The sequence below is a fragment of the Janthinobacterium paucivorans genome (assembly GCF_051380805.1).
Classification (GTDB): domain Bacteria; phylum Pseudomonadota; class Gammaproteobacteria; order Burkholderiales; family Burkholderiaceae_D; genus Janthinobacterium; species Janthinobacterium lividum_D.
In genome coordinates this window covers 24,490-42,468 of the sequence record NZ_JBNYXR010000001.1, presented here as the reverse complement: position 1 = coordinate 42,468, position 17,979 = coordinate 24,490, and the positions used below count along the sequence as shown (strand labels likewise).

Genomic DNA, 17,979 nt, shown 5'->3' with positions numbered 1-17,979 from the left:
TTTAGGCGCGATATTTGCCTGATCGGACACCGCTTGACTGGCATCAAGCGGTGCGGGACAAGCCTGCGTCAGGTCAGCGACAGCCTGCGGGCCGGCGCAGCGAGACCGGCAGTGGCATGCAGTTTGAAGATGCTGACGGCATCTGCCAGGCTGGCTGCCTGCTGCTGCAAGGCGTCTGCGGCGGCCGCGGCCTGCTCCACCAGCGCCGCATTTTGCTGCGTCACGCCATCCATCTGGCTGATGGCGATGCTGATCTGCTCGATGCCATCGCTCTGCTCCACGCTCGCCACGGCGATCTCGCCGATGATAGCGTTCACGCGCTGCACGCTGCTGACCACGTCATTCATCGTGCGTCCTGCCTGGCCGGCCAGCACACTGCCCTCTTCCACCGTGCGCACGGATTCGCCGATCAGCTGCTTGATTTCCAAGGCGGCCGCCGCCGACCTGTGCGCCAGGCTGCGCACTTCCGAGGCGACGACGGCAAAGCCGCGTCCCTGCTCACCCGCACGCGCCGCTTCCACGGCCGCATTCAGGGCCAGGATATTCGTCTGGAAGGCGATGCCGTCGATGACGGCGATGATGTCGACGATGCGCTTGGACGAGTCATTGATATGGTTCATGGTCTGCACCACTTGCGCCACGGCCTCGCCGCCGCGCTGCGCCACGTCGGAGGCACCGCTGGCCAGCTGACGCGCCTGGTCCGCGTTGTCGTTATTCTGCCGCACGGTGGTGGTCAACTCGATCATCGAGGCGGCCGTTTCTTCCAAGGAACTGGCCTGTTCCTCGGTGCGCGAAGACAGATCCATATTACCTCTGGCAATTTCGGTCGACGCCGTGGCGATGGCATCCGTGCCGACCCGCACGCGTCCCACGATATCGGCCAGGTTACCACTCATGGCCTTCAAGGCACGCAGCAGATCGCCGATTTCATCGCGGCTGCTGTCGGCCACCACGGCGCGCAAGTCGCCGGCCGCCACTTGCTGGGCGATGCCGACGGCCGCACCCAGCGGCACCGTGATGCTGCGCACCAGCCACCACACCGTGGCGCTACCGACGACCAGGATCAGCAGCACGGTGGCCAGCATGACGATACTGGCGCTGCGGTTCGCGGCGGCGTCCTGCTCCTTCATCTGCGCCATCAAGGCGTGCGACTGTTTGCCGATGCCAGCGACGATGGCGTCGATCTGGCGCGTCGGTTCGCGGTCCATGCCTTTCACCAGCGCATCGACCGTCTGGGCACTTTCGGCGCGCGCGCCGTCGTACTGCTTCAGCGCCGCCAGATAGCTCAAGCCCAGCGCATCGTGCGCCTGCATGGCTTTCGCCACGGGTGCCGTATCGAGTTTCAAGGCCGTCATCAATGACTGCAGGCCGGCCAATTCCTTGCGCGTTTGCGCGCCGCTGGCGACAAACGCTTCGCGGTAGCGCTGGAAGGCGGCCGCATCGCCGCCGCGCAGCAGGATGTTTTTCCATTCCTGCACCTGGATCTTGAATTCCACCTGCGCGCTGCGCGCCGCGTCAACCGCTTCCGTCAAGGCCACTGAGCGCTGCATGGCATCGGCACTGCGCGTGCTGGCCGCGTCGAGCGCGCTCCAGCCACGCACGCCGACGAACACCAGCGCAATAAAAAAGAAAGCGCCCAACAGACCCAGGCGGACGGAGATTTTCAGATTCGCTAATTGCATGTGTTTCTCCCGGCGGCAAAAACAGGCTGGCAACAAAATTGCTGCCAAAAACATCTAATTCTCACCAAATAGGCAAATCATGCAGCGCATGCCGTAAAAAACCAAGCGGCACTTTCGCTAGAGAAAAACTTTCAGCATAGAAACAACAAATTACAAGGAAATATTGACTGAGTAACCATATTGCCGGGCGCGCAGCATGGGCAGGCCAGCAATCTTACCCACAGCACCACTCATGCTGGCCACTGCATCGGATCGGTCAACAGCTGATACATCACGTAGGCGTCGACATAGCCCAGCTGCGCGTGGCGGTAGGCCAGCGGCAGGGTGCCGATGATGCTAAAACCCAGCTTTTTCCACAGGGTGACGGCGGCCAGGTTGGTGCTGACGACGAAGTTGAACTGCATCGCCAGGAAGCCGGCACGGCGCGCTTCTTGCATGCAGTGCACGCCCATCAGGCGGCCCACCCCCACACCCTGCGCGGCCGGATCGACCATGAACAAGGCATTGGCCACGTGCGCGCCATGCCCCGGCTGGTTCGCTAGCAACCTGTACATACCCAGCAGGCGCTCGCTGCCCATCACGGCGACATAGCTTTGCACGCCAGGGCCGAACCAGTAGGCGTGGCAGTCTTCGCGCGAGGTAGCGGCGGGAAAGGCGCAGGTGTCGCCGCCGGCCACCAAGGTCTGGAAAATCGACCACATGGCCTCGAAGTCCGATTCCTGGGCAAGACGGATGTCAATTTCTTTCAAGGTGCGCCTCCGGTAGCTAAAGTATGCGCAGATTGTCGGGGATTTGCGCCGGGTCGTCCAGTGGCATACGCATCGCCATTTCAGCGCCCCAGGCGAAAATTCACGCTCACAGGGCGTCCCTCCAGATGCAGGCGCGCACTGGCACGCGGCGCTTCGCTGACGACCTTGCCACGGCGTAGTACCAGGCGCCGCGCGGCGCGCAGGCGCAGCGCTTCCACCGTAGAGCTGCAATCGAGGATCAGCAAGTCCGCATGGCAGCCAGGTGCAATGCCATAGCCATCGAGGCCCAGGATGCGCGCTGGCGTTTGCGTCACCGCCAAAAAGCACTCGTGCATGGCTTGCTGGCCCGTCATCTGCGCCACGTGCAGCCCCATGTGCGCCACTTCCAGCATATCGCCCGAGCCGAGGCTGTACCACGGGTCCATCACGCAATCGTGGCCGAAGGCGACAGCGATGCCGGCGGCCAGCATCTCGGGCACGCGCGTCATGCCGCGCCGCTTCGGATACGTATCGTGGCGCGCCTGCAGGGTGATGTTGATGAGAGGGTTGGCGATGGCTGCCACACCTGCCTCGCGGATCAGCGGTAATAGTTTGCTGACGTAATAATTGTCCATCGAATGCATGGACGTCAGGTGCGAACCCGTCACCCTGCCCTGCATCCCCAAGCGATGGCTGTGGAAGGCCAGGGTTTCAATGTGGCGCGACAGCGGGTCGTCCGACTCGTCGCAATGCATGTCCACCATCAGGCCCCGCTCGCAGGCAAATTCGCACAGCAGGCGCACCGATTCGGCGCCGTCGGCCATGCTGCGCTCAAAATGCGGGATGCCACCCACCACGTCGACGCCCATGGCAATGGCGCGCTTCAATTGATCGAAGGCGCCGGGGCTGCGCAGGATGCCATCCTGAGGAAAGGCCACCAGTTGCAAGTCGAGATACGGCGCCACTTGCCGCTTGACGTCGAGCAGGGCTTCCACGGCCAGCAAGCGCGGGTCGCAGATATCGACGTGCGAGCGGATGGCAAGCAAGCCGCGCGCCACGGCCCAGTCACAATACTGCAGGGCGCGCTCCACCAGTGCATCCTGCGTCAGCTGCGGCTTCAGTTCGCCCCACAAGGCGATGCCTTCAAGCAGGGTGCCGGAAGCGTTCACGCGCGGCAAGCCATAGCTGAGCGTGGCGTCCATGTGGAAGTGCGCATCGACAAACGGCGGCGTGACCAGATCACCTGCGGCGTCGATCTCTTGCGCACCCTGCACGGGCAAGGCAGGGCCGACGGCGGCGATGCGGCCGTCGTCGATGGCGATATCGATGGCGCGGCGCCCATCGGGCAAGCTGGCATTGCGGATGACTAAGTCCATGCGAACACTCCTTGAGTTGATTACGCTGCCTGGTGCTTGAGCTACATTGCCATTGCAGGCGTTTTTCGTGGGATGCTGCAGTGCAAGAAGGCGGCCACTCACAAAAGCATCGCCATACATTGGCCGACAACACCTTGCGCATGCGCAAACTTCCCACCAACGCTAGCAGGCCCACAAATAGGGCAAGCATACGCCACGCGGCCTGCATAAAATAACTTTCAACTAACTCGAATCACCGCTAGACTATGCATATTGCATTGCATCATAATTAATCCATCATCAGCTATTTAGCACGCTAACTACTTTACAAAACGCGGCCCACTCTGGTTTTCGGGATTTTGCAGAGCGTTTTGCCAGCATTTTAATCCGTACAAAGGAGTAAATATGTTTCCGCTTCCTGAACACCTTTCCAGCGCCGCCAAATCGCAACTGGAAAGCCAGTTGCAAATTTTTAACACCCTGACCGGCAAAGTCTTCGAAAGCGCCGAGAAAATCATCGCCCTGAACCTGAACGCAGGCAAGGCTGCCCTGTCGCACACGGCAGAAACGGCGCAGCACCTGCTGGCAACACAGGACCCGCGCGACTTCTTTCGCTACAGCACCAGCCAGGCGCAGCCGAACATCGAAAGCGTGCTGGCGTACAGCCGTCAGCTATTCGGCATCGCCTCGAGCACCCAGGCGCAATTGCTGGCCTCGGCCAAGGCCCGCCTCGATGCCGCCGCCCCTGCTAGCGTCACGTCAATGAGCCAGCCGACGCTGGCCGTCGCCGCTCCTACTACTGAACCGGCCGCCGCACCGGCACCTGCGACAAGCGCGCCGGCCCATGCCGCCCAAGTTGCGCCAGCCAAGCCTGTCGATGTGGCCAAAACTGCCGTGGTGGTCAAGCCTGCCGTAGTGGCCAAGCCTGTCGATGTGGCCAAACCTGCCGTAGTGGCCACGCCTGCCGATGTCGCCAAACCTGCCGTAGCGGCCAAGCCTGCCGCAAAGGTAGCGCCCGCTCCCGCCCTCGTCGCTGTTGCTACGCCAGCAGCCAAGCCAGCGGCAGCGCCTGCCAAAGTTACCGAGAAAGTTGCCGAGAAAGCGGCCGACAAGCCCGCCGTGCAAGCAGTCGTGGCCAAGCCAGCGATCAAGCCCGCCGACAAGCCATTTCCTTCGAGCAAACCAGCCGCCAAGCCAGCCAGCGCCGCTGGCAAGAGCGTGGCCAAGATTACCGTGAAACCAGCAGCCAAAGTTGCGCCCAAGGGCACGCCATCGAAACAGCTCGACATGCTGGGTGGCAGCAAAGGCAGCGGCCGCAAGCAAGGCCACAAGTAAGGCCGCAAGCAAGGCCGCAAGCAAGGCCGCAGCTTAAAGCGGCAGCAGCAGCGCCACAGCGCGCACTACAACGGGCCACGGCCCGTTTTTTCTTGCGTGCCCGTCCACAGCGCGCTTTTCCGCCTTGTTGTATCCTACGCGTACTTTCAGTCTGCGGGCCCGTTCTTCCGCCCCGCGACATCCCATCACAAAAAACAAAAGGTAACCATGAGTTTATCGAGGCTCATCGCCGGCTTCGTGCGTCAGCACAGTGCGGCGTATGCCGCCGCCGCCGCCATGCTGGCCGGCGTCGCCGCACTGACCGTCTGGATCCCCCGCCGCGTGGGCGCCATCATCGACGCACTGGCCGCACACCGCATGACGACGAACGAACTGTGGCTTGAGCTGCTGACCCTGCTCGCCTTGGGCGTCGTCATCTACTTCCTGCGCGTAGGCTGGCGCATTACCCTGTTCAAGGCCGCCTACCAGCTGGGCGTGATGCTGCGCACGCGCTTCTACACGCGCATGTCGCAGCAAGGCGCCGCGTTTTACCAGAACCAGCGCACGGGTGACCTGATGGCGCTGGCGACGAACGACATCGACGCCATCGAAATGGCGGCCGGCGAAGCCATGCTGGCAGGCTTCGACGGCAGCTTGACCTTGCTGATGGTGCTGGGCATCATGCTGCTGGGCGTGGACTGGCGCCTGGCCTGCATCGCCCTGCTGCCCTTCCCGCTGATGGGACTGGCCTTCTGGCGTATCTCCAGCCATATTCACACGGCATCCACCGATTCATTAACACGCTTTTCAGCGCTGAACGAACATGTGCAGGAGTCGCTGTCGGGCGTGCGCACCTTGCGCGCGCTAGGCCTGGAAGAGCGCAGCAGCAAGCAATTTTCCACCCTGGCCGGCCACGCGGCGAACGCCAGCCTGACGGCGCAGCGCTGGGAAGCGGCGTATGAACCGGCGGTCGGCCTGACCCTGACGACGGCGACGGCGCTGACCCTGGGGCTGGGCGGCTACCTGGTGTGGCACGATCAATTGACCATAGGCGCGCTGACGAGCTTTTCCATGTATCTGGGACAGCTGATCTGGCCCATGTTTGCCGCCGGCTGGGTACTGTCGCTGATCGAACGGGGCCGCGCCGCCTGGCAACGGCTGCAGCCGATGCTGGACGCGCCGCTGGCGATCGACGATCATGGCAGCATCGCCACGCTGACGCCCGGCCCGCTGCAACTGACGGACATCGGCTACGCCTACGCGGGCCAGACGACGCCGGCGCTGTCCGGCATCTCGCTGCTATTGCAGCCAGGCCAGACCCTGGGCCTGGTCGGGCCCACCGGCAGCGGCAAGTCGACCCTGCTGCGCGTGCTGCTGCGCCAAGTCACGCCACAGTCAGGCACGGCTACCTGGAATGACCAGCCGCTCGATGCGTATGCCTTGCATGCGTTGCGCGCGGCCATCAGCTGGGTGCCGCAGGAGTCCTTCCTGTTCTCGGCCAGCATCGCCGACAATATTGCCCTGGCGCGTCCCGACGCCACGCGCGGGGAAGTGGAACGGGCGGCGCAGCTGGCCGATATCCACGATGACATCCTGCAATTTCCCGAAGGCTATCTGACGCATGTGGGAGAAAAGGGCATCACCCTGTCCGGCGGCCAGCGCCAGCGCGTGGCGATTGCCCGGGCCTTGCTGGCCGACAATGGCTTGCTGCTGCTCGACGATGCCCTGTCAGCCGTCGACACGGGCACGGAAACGCGCATCCTGCAGCACCTGGAAGAACTGCGCCGGCGCCGTCCCGAACGCAGCGCTATCATCGCCAGCCACCGCCTGAGCGCCGTCGTGAATGCCGACCTGATCCTGGTGCTGCGCGATGGCCACATCACGGAAACGGGCAAGCACGACGCGCTGATGCAGCGCGACGGCTGGTACGCCAGCCAGTGGCGTTATCAACAACTGGAGGCCAGCCTCAATGCCATCTAAGACCGACCAAGCCAGCAGCACCACGCAGTCCGTGCGCCGCCAAGCCGCGCAAGCGATCGGCCTGCTGCGCCGCGCCGCCGCGCCCGACCTGCGCCATTTATATTGGGCCACATTCTGGCTGATCCTCGCCGCCGCGCTGGAAGTGACGGGCCCCATCCTGGGCAAAGCCCTGATCGACCAGCACTTGCTGCCGCGCAACCTGGACTGGACCCGCATGTCGCTGCTGCTGGGCGGCTGCCTGCTGACGGGCTGGATCGCCTCCGGCCTGCGCTACCTGCAACTGGTGCGCCTGTCCGGCCTGGCCATGCGTTCGGTGCAGCGCCTGCGTGAAGGCGTCTACCAGCACGTGCTGCGTCTGCCGATGGCCTTCTTCGACCGCGCCATTACGGGGCAATTGGTCAGCCGCGTCACGAATGACACGGAGGCCGTCAAATCGCTGTACGTGCAGGTACTGTTCGTCATCCTCGACAGCTCAATCGTCCTGCTCGGCACCATGGCCGCCATGGCTTTCCTCGACTGGCGTTTGATGCTGATCGTGCTGGCCCTGCTGCCGGCCGTGCTGGTGATCGTCTTCCTGTACCAGCGCTGGAGCGCGCCAGCCGTCACGCGTGCGCGCGCCCTGCGCAGCGAAATCAACGGGCAGATCGCCGAATCGATCGGCGGCATGAGCGTGCTGCAGGCGAATAACGCGCAGCGCCGCTTCGGCGCGCGCTTCACTGGCATCAACCAGGACCATTACACGGCGCGCATGCAGGAATTGCGCGCCAACGCCTGGCTGCTGCGTCCCGCGCTCGACATGCTCAACATCGTGCTGCTGTCCGTCGTCATCTTCAGCTTCGGCCAGCGCGAAATGGACGCCGTGGAAGTGGGCGTGCTGTATGCGTTCATCAGCTATATCGCGCGCGTGATTGAACCCTTGATCCAGATCACCATGCAATTTAGCCAGTTGCAGCAGTCGGTGGTGGCGACGGCCCGCGTCTCGGCCCTGCTGGACGAAGCGCAGGCGCTGGAACACGCACCGGGCAAGGCCAACAGTGACGCACACCCGGCGGCGCGCCACGGCGCACATGACGGCGACACGCCCGCCGTGGACATCGCCCACCTGAGCTTCGCCTACGTGCAAAACCAGCCCGTGCTGCACGACCTGTCGCTGAGCATACCCCAGGGTGCGTTTTTTGGCATCGTCGGCCACACGGGCAGCGGCAAATCGACTTTGCTGTCCTTGCTGCTGCGCTTTTACCCCGTCACGCAGGGCAGCATCGCCATCAACGGCAGCGCCATCGACAGCATAGCCAACGCGCATTTCCGCGCCGATGTCGGCCTGGTGCCGCAAGACCCCTTCCTGCTGGCCGCTTCGGCGCGCGAAAACATCGACATGGGCCGCGGCTACACGCAGCAGCAGATCGAGACGGCGGCGCGCGCCGCGCATGCGCACGACTTCATCGCCGCGCTGGAACACGGCTACGACACGCCGCTGGGCGAAGGCGGCTCGCGCCTGTCGTCCGGGCAGAAACAGCTGATCGCGATTGCCCGCGCGCTGGCCGGCCAGCCGCGCATCCTGCTGCTCGATGAAGCCACGTCGCGCATCGATAGCCAGACGGAGCAAATCGTGCAGCTGGCCCTGAATGAATTGCGCGGCAAGGTGACCATCATCGCCATCGCCCACCGCCTGTCGACCATCCGCGAGGCCGAGCGGATCATCGTGCTCAACCATGGCCGCATCACGGAAGCGGGAGCGCACGAGGAACTGATGCAGATCGAGGGCGGCTTGTACCAGCGCCTGTATCTGCTGCAGCAGTTGGCGGTGTAAGAGGAGGTGCCTAGCCCTCGCCTAGCGCGACGTCGAGCGCAGCCTGGAGCGGGTGAGCGCCACCGACAAAATCGCGCTGGGCAAGGCCAAACTGTGGGCGCGTACTGAAGCGCAAGTCAGTACCCTGGAAGAAACAGCAAATTCGACGGCAACGCTGACGGCGACGGTGCGGCGCAGCATGGCGCTGCTGGTGGAATCGATGCAGCAGGTGGCTGCCATCATGCACGAGATCACCAGCGCCAGTCACGAGCAATGCGCGGGGATCGGCAAGGTCAGCCAGGCGCTCACGCAGATGGACAATATCAGGCAACAGAACGCCGACCTGATTGAGGCCGTCGCCATCTTCCGCCTGAAGCGCAGCGCGCGGACCTCGGCCACCCTGCCCCCGCGTTAACTTGCAACTAAAGTGTGCATTTTTATAAATTTCTGTATCCCACATGATATTTCTTGATTGCAACAGATTATAATCTGTTGTAAAAAGCAACTTATTGTGGGGGCGGGGCTTTGGCAGACAGACAGAAAGGGGCATCGTGGCGCAAGGCGCATTGGCTGTTAGCACTGGCCTGCCTGCTGACGCCTGCTGCTCAGGCTCAAGCTCCGGCTCAAGCTCCGGCTCAAACTCAGGTCGGCAACCTTGAGCAGCATATCGCCGCCGTGCGTGAAGATGGCCGCTTCGTTCCTGCGCGCGCCCTGCAGCACCTGCAAGAGATAGAAACACAGGCGCGCAGCGCTCCCCTGCCAGTGCGCGCGGAATTCCTTACCCAACTCAGTACCGTGCACATGCGACTGGGGCAAAACAAGGTTGCGATGCAGGTGGCCGAGGAGCTGATCGCCTATGCCCGCCAGAACAAGAACGACGTGGCGCTGGCGAAAGGCCTACTTTGCAAGGCGTACATCACGTTTGCCCGGAACGAACGCAACGCCTCGCATCTGCTGGCGTTCGAGGCGGAAAAGATCGCCAACCGTACGGACGACCTGCCCGTGCGCGTGCAAGCGACCATCAGCGCGGGCCAGTCGTGGGCCGAGGAAGGCAATTTCCCGTTCGCGCTGACCAAGCTGCAGGCGGCCGTCGACCTGGCGCGCCAGAGCAATTCCCCCTACAGCCTGGCCGCCGCCCTAAATGCCCTCACGGTGCTATACACGCAGCTGCGCGAGTACGACAAGGGCTTCGAAGTGCTCGACGAGCTGCTGGCCGTCTCCGCCACCCTGGAATCTCCGGGCCGCATGGCGCAGGCGAAGAACACGGAATACGGGCTGGCACTGTCGGCGCAACAGCCGCAACGGGGCCAGCGCGCCCTGCTGGCAGCCCTGGCGCTGGAACGCCAGCTGGGCGCCCGCGCCATGGCGGCCGTTACCCTCGTCAATCTGTCGGACAGCTATCTGAAGGAAGGCGACTACGCGCGCACTCTGCGTTATGCGAATGAAGCCATCGACGCGGGTCGCCTGGTCAACGATGAACAAGTGGAAGCGACGGCGCGCCTCAATATCGGCCAGGCGCTGATCGGCCAGGGACGCTTACAGGAAGGCAAGCAAAGCGTGGCCACGGGCCTGGCCTACTACGAACGCACGGCTAATCAGCCAGACATGCAGGCCGTGCTGCTGGAATACGGCATGGCGCTGGAAAAGGCCGGCGACCTGCGTGGCGCCGTCACGGCGTACCACCGCGAGCGGGGCATTTCCAACCAGCTGTTCGAGAAGCAGCGGCAAAAGGCCGTGTATGAATTACAAGAAAAATATGAAGCGGAGAAGAAGCAGCGCCAGATCGAGCTGCTGAGCCGCGAAAATCAGCTCAAGAGCACCGAAATCGACAATCGCCGCCTGCAGCAGCGCGTGTGGTGGTTGCTGGCACTGGTGCTGGCCATGGCGTCCGTCATCGTCGGCTTGCTGTACCGCAAAGTGCACCATGCGAATGTGCAGCTGAAAGTCAAGAACCAGGAACTCAAGCGCCAAAGCTCGCGTGACCCGCTGACGGCCCTGTACAACCGCCGCCATTTCCAGGAATTCATGCGCAGCCATGCGGGCAAGGCGCAGCAGGGCTACGGCGGCACCGATGTCGTGGGTGCGCTGTTCCTGCTCGATGTGGACCATTTCAAGCACATCAATGACCGCTACGGCCATGCGGCAGGCGACATGGTGCTGACGACGATCGCCGAAACCTTGCACGAGGTGTTGCGCGAAACAGACATGATCGTGCGCTGGGGCGGCGAGGAATTCCTCGCCTTCCTGCCTGCCGTCGCGCGCGACGGACTCGACGATATTGCACGGCGTATCCTCAACGGCATGGCTGCGCAAGTGATCCATTACCAGGGACAAGCCATCACGGTACACGTGTCCGTCGGCTTTGCCCCCTATCCGCTGGCACCGCTCGGGCGGCAACTGACGTGGGAACGCAGCGTCAACCTGATCGATATGGCGCTATACCTGGCCAAGGCGCACGGGCGCAACCGGGCCTACGGCTTGCGCGCCTTCCAGCAGGTGGAAAAAACGACGCTGGAAGCGGTGGAGCAAGACCTGGAGCGCGCGTGGCGCGACGGCTTTGTGGATTTGAGCGTGGTACTGGGCAGTACCGACGGCATGGACGCTGCCGATACAGCGACGGCGGCGCATGGCAGGCAGGCTAGCGCCAGCGACGGCGTCGCCGCACCAGCCATCACTGGACGGTAGAACGCGAGCCGGGCCGGCAGCAGCCAGCCCGGGCGCAGTGATTACGCAGATTACTTGTGCGCGGCGTCCTGCATCTTTTCGCCGGCTTTTTCCACTTTCTTGCCCACGGCATCAGCCGCTTCGCTCATTTTCTTGTCGGCGTCAGCGGCGATCTGATCCATCTTGGCACCCGTATCGGCAGTCGCCTGACTCACGGCAGCGTCGGCCTTGCTAGCGGCAGCCTTGATGTCGGCTTCAGCCTTGGCAGCGGCCGCATCGATCTTCTGGCCAGCTTGTTGCGCAGGACCTGCGGCGACATCGCTTTGCTTCTGGCAGGCAGCCAGAGACACAACCATCATCGCGGCGGCGCATACGCTCATCCATTTTTTGCTTGCTTGCATGATATTCCCTTTCATTGTTATCAAAAGACACAGATCAATGCGCAATATACACCTGCCTAAGATTATCTAGCGTACGCTAACGCACATAAAAACAGGCCTTTATGGCGTAGTTGTAAGCAATGGTATCTTGCATTTTCAAGCTGCTTTTCGCGCCGAGCCGGCAGGACAAGCGCCTTGCTTTGCACTACTGGGCGGGGGCCGGGGCCGGAACCGGGACCGCGACCGGGACCGCGTCCAGCAGCGAACGCTCGAGCAGTTGCGACAGCGCCGTGCGCAGCGCCTGCGTGCGCGCCGCCAGTTCCGGCCGCTTGTAGCGTTCGGCAGCGATCAGGCTAGTTTCCAGGCAGATCCGGTCGCCCTTGGCAAGGCAAGCGTCGGCCGCATCGAGCCGGGTGCTCGCTTGCGCCACTTTCACCTTGGCATCGAGTTCCAAGGTGTCGGGATCGTCGCCCCAACGTTTCACATAGACGGCCAGGCGCGTGGCGGCCAAATCGGCCTTGCCCGCACCGAGCGCCTGCTTGACGCTGTCCTGCAACGCCGGCCATGCCTGCGCCCGCTGCTGTTGCCTGTCGCAGGCGGCAGCAGACTTGGTGATGCTCGCCTGCAAACGCTTGATATGCGCGGCCGGTGCCTTGGCGCTTTTCAGAACGGCAAGCGCACTACGCGCCCCGTCAAGGTCGCACTGCAGCGCCAGCGCAGTGGCGGCCTCCACCTGCTGCGCCACGCTGGCCGGTGGGTCGGCGGGCTTGTTGAAGAACCAGATACCAATCAGCACCACGGCAGCAGCGATCCACGTGCGCAAGCGCACGGGCGGGCGCGGCGGCGGCACAGAAGCCCGGGCGACCGGTTTCGCGGGCGGCGCCTTGGCTGGCGCAGCAGGCGGTGCTGGCGGGGCGGGCTTGGGCACAAAGGCAGGCTTGGGCGCAGCAATAGCTGCGGGGACAGGTGCAGGGATAGGCGCAGGAGTAGCAGCAGGGACAGGCGCAGCGACGGGTACCGGCGGCGGCACGCGCGGCAGTGGCGGCGCCGCAGCTTGCTCCAGAACTGGCACTTGCGCCACCTGGCGCGCGCCGCAAAACGGACAATACGCCACGCGCAGCAGCAAGGTGCCACCGCAAGCGGCGTTAATGCAAACATCATTCACTGTTTGAAGCACATTACAACCTTTTCCTAGAGTCATTCCACTGCGTTCTGCCGCAATATTACCTTACGCGCGCACCGCAACGACACACCCGCAGGGAGTTCCAAGGCAAGGATACCGATCAAAAAAATGGCTCTGTCTCCCGTCAATAGGGGGACAGAGCCGATATTGTCGTCGCTTGCGGCGAGTCGCCGAAAACGACAGAGCAAATGTTCAGCGCCAGCGAGCAACGCCCTCAGCATTTTGTCAGCCGCTCTTAGGCCTTGACGGGATCAACTTTTGCAATCACCGTGCGCGCAATGATATCGGTTGCCGGGCAAGTATCCATCGCGTCCGAATAGGCGAGCCAGCGTTGCAGGCTTTCCATACGACGGATGGTAATGCCCTTGCCATTGATGTAGCCGATCTGCTCGAAATTGGCGGGGCTGGTGGTCAGCTTGGAGACGGTGGGCGCGTTCTCGACCAGGCGGTCGTAAGCCTTGCGCGCCTTTTGCTCCCACTTGGCCAGCAGCGGGTCGTCGAAGCGGTTGCTTTCAAAATACACCGTGACGGTGCGGTCGTGATTGGCAAAGCCAACGATCGCCGCACTCTTGCGTATGGTCAGCAGGACATCTTCCTTGACGCCAGTGACGGGAACGAACACGGCAGCGCGCCCATCCGTATCGGGCCGCTCCATGGGAATATCTTGTCCGATTATACTCATCACTTCACACTCTTAGTCATCGTCTGTAGGCTTATTGTCCCTGCATTACTGAAAGCGCGGCCGGCACAGGCGTACCTTTGCCGCTGCGACTGCTCACTTTCAAGCTGTGTATTAAATAATACATTGCGATAAAGCACTATACAAGATAATCAGGAACACCGCAGCCACAGGCCCTACACCGGATGGGCAATCGTGTAGCCTGCCGCAATCACTTTATAATACAGCCCTTACTTTACGCCGGACACCTCCGCACCATGACGCTTCCCGACAATGACACCAGCCGGCTCGATGCCATCAGCACCGCCGCCACCGAAGTGGCCGCGCAAAACGTGGCCGACCTGCTGGCCATGGCAATCTGTCACCGCCCGGATGAACCGGCGTTGATCGTCTGCGACAAGCGCAGCTGGCTCAATGTCGTGTTGACGCAAGCGTATCACCTAGCCTTGCCGGACGCGACTCTCATCGATTTCGACGACGTCACGCCCGACGCCGTGCTGGCCGCGTTCGCCGAACTGCCCGCCGGCAGCCTCGTCGTGCTGATACAGTCGACCAGCTTCCGCCTGGAAGCGTTCCGCATCCGCATCGAACTGTTCAAGCGGGGCCTGAAAGTGATCGAACACGTGCATTTATCACGCATGCCCGGCGTGCAGGGGCTGCACTACATCGCTTCGCTGGCCTACGACCCGGCCTACTATCGCGGCGTGGGCCATGCGCTGAAGGCGCGCATCGACCGCGCCCGCCATGGCATGCTCGACAGCGGCGGCGAGCAACTGGTGTTCGCCTCGCCGTTCGAAGCGGCCAAGCTCAACATCGGCGACTACAGCGGCATGAACAATATTGGCGGCCAGTTCCCCCTGGGCGAAGTGTTTACGGAAGCGCAAGACCTGGAAGCGGTAAATGGGCGCGTGCGCATCTTCGTCTTTGGCGACACGCACTTCATGGTCAACCGCCCCGACACGCCAATTACCCTGATCATCGAAAAGGGTCGCGTGACGGGCACCGAGCAGGCCACGCCGGAATTTACCGCCATGCTGGAGATCATCCGTGCGCATGAGGGCGAAGTGTGGGTACGCGAACTGGGCTTCGGCATGAACCGCGCCTTTTCGCGCGAGCAGCTGGTAAACGACATCGGCACCTACGAACGCATGTGCGGCATCCATTTGTCGCTGGGCGCCAAGCACGGCGTCTACACCAAGCCCCAGTTCAAGCGCAAGGATGCGCGCTACCACGTCGATATCTTCGCCGTCACCGAGGCCGTCTACCTCGACGACGAACGCGTGTACGCCGATGGCGCGTGGACGGTGGAAGCCGTCGCTTTCAACTGAGCCTCAGCTGAAAAATCCAGCCGCTTCCAGTTCGCGGTCCCACGGCGGCAAGGGCTGGTATTGGGCCACCAGGAAATCGATCAGCGCGCGCACCTTGGGCGATGGCTGGCGGCTGGCCGGATACAGGGCGCTCAAGTAATTCAACGGCAGCTCCCAGCCCGACAGTACGGGTAGCAGGCTGCCATCGAGCAGCTTGCGCCAGGCGAGAAAGGTGGTGCTATAGACAATGCCCAGGCCGCGCAGCGCCGCCTGGTGCAGCACCAGCCCGTTATTCGCCGTAAAACCTGCCTGCACGCGCACGCTCACCTCTTCGCGCTGCGCTCCTGCTCCACGCTGGAACTGCCAATTTGTGCCATCGGTCAGGTGGCTGAAATGCAAACACTGATGCTGCAACAAGTCTTGCGGCACCTGCGGCATGCCCCATTGCGCCAGATAGGCGGGACTGGCGCACAGCACGGCGCGACACGGCGCCAGCCGGCGCATGGCCAGCACGCTGCTGTCCGGGATGCCGCCGACGCGGATAGTCAAGTCAAAACCGTAGCGTATCGGGTCGAGCAAGGCGTCGTCGACAAATAACTCGGCCTGCACCTGCGGGTGCAGCAGGCTGAAACGGGCGACGGCATCGGCTAGCCAGACGCTGCCGAAACTCGATGGTGCCTGGATGCGCAGCGGCCCGGCGAGCTCCGCCCCGGCACCCGCCTGCGCCACGTGCGCCACCATGCGCGCCGCTTCCTGCGCCTGGCTGACGGTAGCCATGCAGGGCGCCAGGTAGGCGCGCCCCGCGTCCGTCAGGCTCACTTCGCGCGTGGAACGGTGCAGCAGGCGCGCATTCAGGCGCTGCTCCAGCTGCATGATGGTCTTGCTGACCATGGCGCGCGTCAGGCCCAGGCGCTGCCCGGCCATGGTGAAGCTGCGCTGGCGCGCCACCTCGACAAAGATTTCCATCGCTTTTAGTTGATCCATGCCAAGAATTGTCTTCGTTTTTGAGACAATCTGTCAACCGACTACCAATTGTTTGCCCCCACTCCACCACCTACAATGGCATCTTTCTTTTTGTAACAACGCCTGACAGAAGCGTAGCGAGCGGAAGTGAGTTGTGGCTGAGAAGCGGAGCTGTGCTCTATCACAGTGAGCCTCGCAAGCCGCAAATCGCGGGCGCAGTAGCTTATGTCAGGCGGAACCTGGAGACGCCATGCTGACTACATCACAACAAGAACAATACCAACGCGACGGCTACATTATCCTGCCCGACTTCAAGAATGCGCACGAAATCGCCGCCTTGCGCGCGCGCGCAGAGCAGATTGTCAACGAATTCGATCCCAGCGTCAGCCAGTCCATCTTCACCACGCGCGACCAGGCGAAGAACACCAACGACTATTTCCTCGCTTCCGACAACACCATCCGCTGCTTCTTCGAGGAAGAAGCCTTCGGTCCGGACGGTCAGCTGAAACAGGCCAAGTCCCTGTCGATCAACAAGATCGGCCACGCCATGCATGACCTCGACCCCGTCTTCCGCGCCTTTTCGGCCGATCCGAAACTGGCCGAAGTGGCGCGCGACCTGGGCCTGGCAGACGCCCAGGTATGGCAATCGATGTATATTTTCAAGCAGCCCGGCATCGGCGGCGAAGTGCGCTGGCACCAGGATGCCACCTACTTTGAAACCACCCCCATCAGCGTGACCACCTTCTGGTTCGCGCTGGAAGACGCGACCCTGGACAACGGCTGCCTGTGGGCGGAACCGGGCGGCCACCGCGGCCCCCTGCGCGAGCGCTTCATCCGCAACGGCGACGCCGTGCGCGTGGAAAAACTCGATGCCATGCCCTGGCCCGACGACAGCACGGCAGTGCCACTGGAAGTGAAGGCCGGCGCACTGGTCTGCTTCCATGGCTTGCTGCCCCATTACAGCGCGCCAAACCGCTCGCCCGTCTCGCGCCACGCGTATACCTTGCACGCCACCGATGGCCAGACCGAGTACGCAAAACATAACTGGATACAGCGCGACGCAGCGTTCCCCGTGCGGGGCTTCGTCTGATGCGCATCGACATCTACGCCGCCCACTGGGGCAATAACGACCTGCCTCCCGAGGTCTTCATCGACAAGGTGCTGACGGCAGGCTTCGACGGCATCGAAATGTCGCTGCCGCTGGACGCAGCTCTGCGCGAGGAATGGACGCAGCGTATCGCCAAGGCAGGCCTGAAACTGATCGCCGCACAGTGGGAAACCGTGTTCCACAGCGATTTCGACCTGCACCGCGCCGCCCTGGCCGAACTGCTGGAAAACGCCTGCCTGGCGCGCCCCGTGCTGGTCAACACGCACACGGGCAAAGACTATTACAGCCAGGCGCAGAACGCGCAACTGCTCGACCTAGCCGCTGCCATCGCGGCAAAGCACGGCGTGCCCATCGTGCATGAAATCCACCGCAGCCGCTTCAGCGGCCATCCCATGCTGCTGCTGCCGTATCTGCAGCAGTACCCGCACCTGGCATTGACGGCCGACCTGTCGCACTGGTGCTGCGCCTGCGAATCGCTGCTGGAAGACCAGCCACAGACCCTGGCGCAGGTGCTGCCGCTGGTGCGCCATGTGCACGCGCGCGTGGGCCACGCACAAGGGCCGCAGGTGGCCGACTTCCGCGCGCCGGAAGCAAAGGGTGCGCTCGACGCCCATCTGGCATGGTGGGATGCCATCGTCGCCATGCGCCGTGCGGCCGGCGCCGAACATATGACGTTTACGCCGGAATTCGGCCCCGCGCCATACCTGCAAACGCTGCCCTACACGCAGCAGCCGGTGGCCGACGCCTGGGAACAGAACGTCGCCATGCTCCATCTGCTGCGCGCGCGATATGCCGGCTAGGTAAATAGACGCGGTACGGCGCCGTATCGCCAGGTACGGTGCCGTAC

15 protein-coding genes are annotated in these 17,979 nt (G+C 63.0%); 8 read left to right on the top strand and 7 right to left on the bottom strand.

Annotated elements, in window-relative coordinates:
• Positions 1-68: 68 nt before the first annotated feature.
• The 3 genes from ACQ4V8_RS00160 to ACQ4V8_RS00150 form a co-directional block, all read right to left on the bottom strand.
• A complete protein-coding gene (locus tag ACQ4V8_RS00160; protein WP_010401003.1) occupies positions 69-1,682 on the bottom strand; it encodes a methyl-accepting chemotaxis protein in 1,614 nt (537 codons plus the stop codon).
• 230 nt (positions 1,683-1,912) lie between these two features.
• Positions 1,913-2,431 (bottom strand): GNAT family N-acetyltransferase, encoded by a 519-nt coding sequence (locus ACQ4V8_RS00155; RefSeq protein ID WP_010401004.1) that lies wholly within the window; start codon positions 2,429-2,431, stop codon positions 1,913-1,915.
• Positions 2,432-2,511: 80 nt separating this feature from the next.
• Positions 2,512-3,786, bottom strand: coding sequence for an amidohydrolase family protein (locus ACQ4V8_RS00150; RefSeq protein WP_010401005.1), 1,275 nt, complete (start codon positions 3,784-3,786; stop codon positions 2,512-2,514).
• A gap of 384 nt (positions 3,787-4,170) precedes the next feature.
• Here ACQ4V8_RS00150 and ACQ4V8_RS00145 point away from each other — a divergent pair, with 384 nt between their 5' ends.
• From ACQ4V8_RS00145 to ACQ4V8_RS00125, 5 genes are all read left to right on the top strand, one after another.
• Positions 4,171-5,100, top strand: coding sequence for a phasin family protein (locus ACQ4V8_RS00145; protein ID WP_436570706.1), 930 nt, complete (start codon positions 4,171-4,173; stop codon positions 5,098-5,100).
• A 207-nt stretch (positions 5,101-5,307) separates the two neighbouring features.
• Positions 5,308-7,059, top strand: a complete 1,752-nt coding sequence (locus tag ACQ4V8_RS00140) for an ABC transporter transmembrane domain-containing protein (RefSeq protein ID WP_010401009.1) — start codon at positions 5,308-5,310, stop codon at positions 7,057-7,059.
• Positions 7,049-8,869 carry an ABC transporter ATP-binding protein gene (locus tag ACQ4V8_RS00135; RefSeq protein ID WP_436570705.1) on the top strand — a complete coding sequence of 607 codons (1,821 nt, stop codon included), beginning with the start codon at positions 7,049-7,051 and terminating at the stop codon, positions 8,867-8,869. Before ACQ4V8_RS00140 ends, ACQ4V8_RS00135 begins: the two co-directional genes overlap by 11 nt.
• A 52-nt stretch (positions 8,870-8,921) precedes the next feature.
• Positions 8,922-9,263 (top strand): methyl-accepting chemotaxis protein, encoded by a 342-nt coding sequence (locus ACQ4V8_RS00130; RefSeq protein WP_010401012.1) that lies wholly within the window; start codon positions 8,922-8,924, stop codon positions 9,261-9,263.
• Between the two features lie 260 nt (positions 9,264-9,523).
• On the top strand, positions 9,524-11,533 hold the full coding sequence (locus ACQ4V8_RS00125) for a sensor domain-containing diguanylate cyclase (RefSeq protein WP_436570704.1): 2,010 nt from the start codon (positions 9,524-9,526) through the stop codon (positions 11,531-11,533).
• 50 nt (positions 11,534-11,583) lie between these two features.
• On the opposite strand, the gene ACQ4V8_RS00120 is transcribed toward ACQ4V8_RS00125, so the two are convergent.
• The 3 genes from ACQ4V8_RS00120 to ACQ4V8_RS00110 all read right to left on the bottom strand — a co-directional run bounded on the left by ACQ4V8_RS00120 (position 11,584) and on the right by ACQ4V8_RS00110 (position 13,730).
• Positions 11,584-11,913 (bottom strand): hypothetical protein, encoded by a 330-nt coding sequence (locus ACQ4V8_RS00120; RefSeq protein WP_029496624.1) that lies wholly within the window; start codon positions 11,911-11,913, stop codon positions 11,584-11,586.
• A 184-nt stretch (positions 11,914-12,097) separates the two neighbouring features.
• On the bottom strand, positions 12,098-13,069 hold the full coding sequence (locus ACQ4V8_RS00115; protein ID WP_436570703.1) for a hypothetical protein: 972 nt from the start codon (positions 13,067-13,069) through the stop codon (positions 12,098-12,100).
• A 241-nt stretch (positions 13,070-13,310) separates the two neighbouring features.
• Positions 13,311-13,730: a hypothetical protein gene (locus ACQ4V8_RS00110; protein ID WP_010401018.1), complete on the bottom strand. Its 420-nt coding sequence runs from the start codon at positions 13,728-13,730 to the stop codon at positions 13,311-13,313.
• 281 nt (positions 13,731-14,011) lie between these two features.
• Between ACQ4V8_RS00110 and ACQ4V8_RS00105 the strand changes: the two genes are divergently transcribed.
• A complete protein-coding gene (locus ACQ4V8_RS00105; protein WP_070346365.1) occupies positions 14,012-15,082 on the top strand; it encodes a M29 family metallopeptidase in 1,071 nt (356 codons plus the stop codon).
• A gap of 3 nt (positions 15,083-15,085) precedes the next feature.
• On the opposite strand, the gene ACQ4V8_RS00100 is transcribed toward ACQ4V8_RS00105, so the two are convergent.
• Entirely contained in the window at positions 15,086-16,045 is a 960-nt protein-coding gene (locus tag ACQ4V8_RS00100) for a LysR family transcriptional regulator (RefSeq protein ID WP_043462657.1), read from the bottom strand.
• Positions 16,046-16,274: 229 nt separating this feature from the next.
• Here ACQ4V8_RS00100 and ACQ4V8_RS00095 point away from each other — a divergent pair, with 229 nt between their 5' ends.
• Both ACQ4V8_RS00095 and ACQ4V8_RS00090 read left to right on the top strand, forming a co-directional pair.
• Positions 16,275-17,114 carry a phytanoyl-CoA dioxygenase family protein gene (locus ACQ4V8_RS00095; RefSeq protein ID WP_010401024.1) on the top strand — a complete coding sequence of 280 codons (840 nt, stop codon included), beginning with the start codon at positions 16,275-16,277 and terminating at the stop codon, positions 17,112-17,114.
• The gene (locus ACQ4V8_RS00090; RefSeq protein WP_436570702.1) at positions 17,114-17,932 is read left to right on the top strand and encodes a sugar phosphate isomerase/epimerase family protein; all 819 of its coding nucleotides are present in this window, start codon (positions 17,114-17,116) and stop codon (positions 17,930-17,932) included. The genes ACQ4V8_RS00095 and ACQ4V8_RS00090 overlap by 1 nt, the downstream gene beginning before the upstream one ends.
• Positions 17,933-17,979 lie beyond the last annotated feature (47 nt).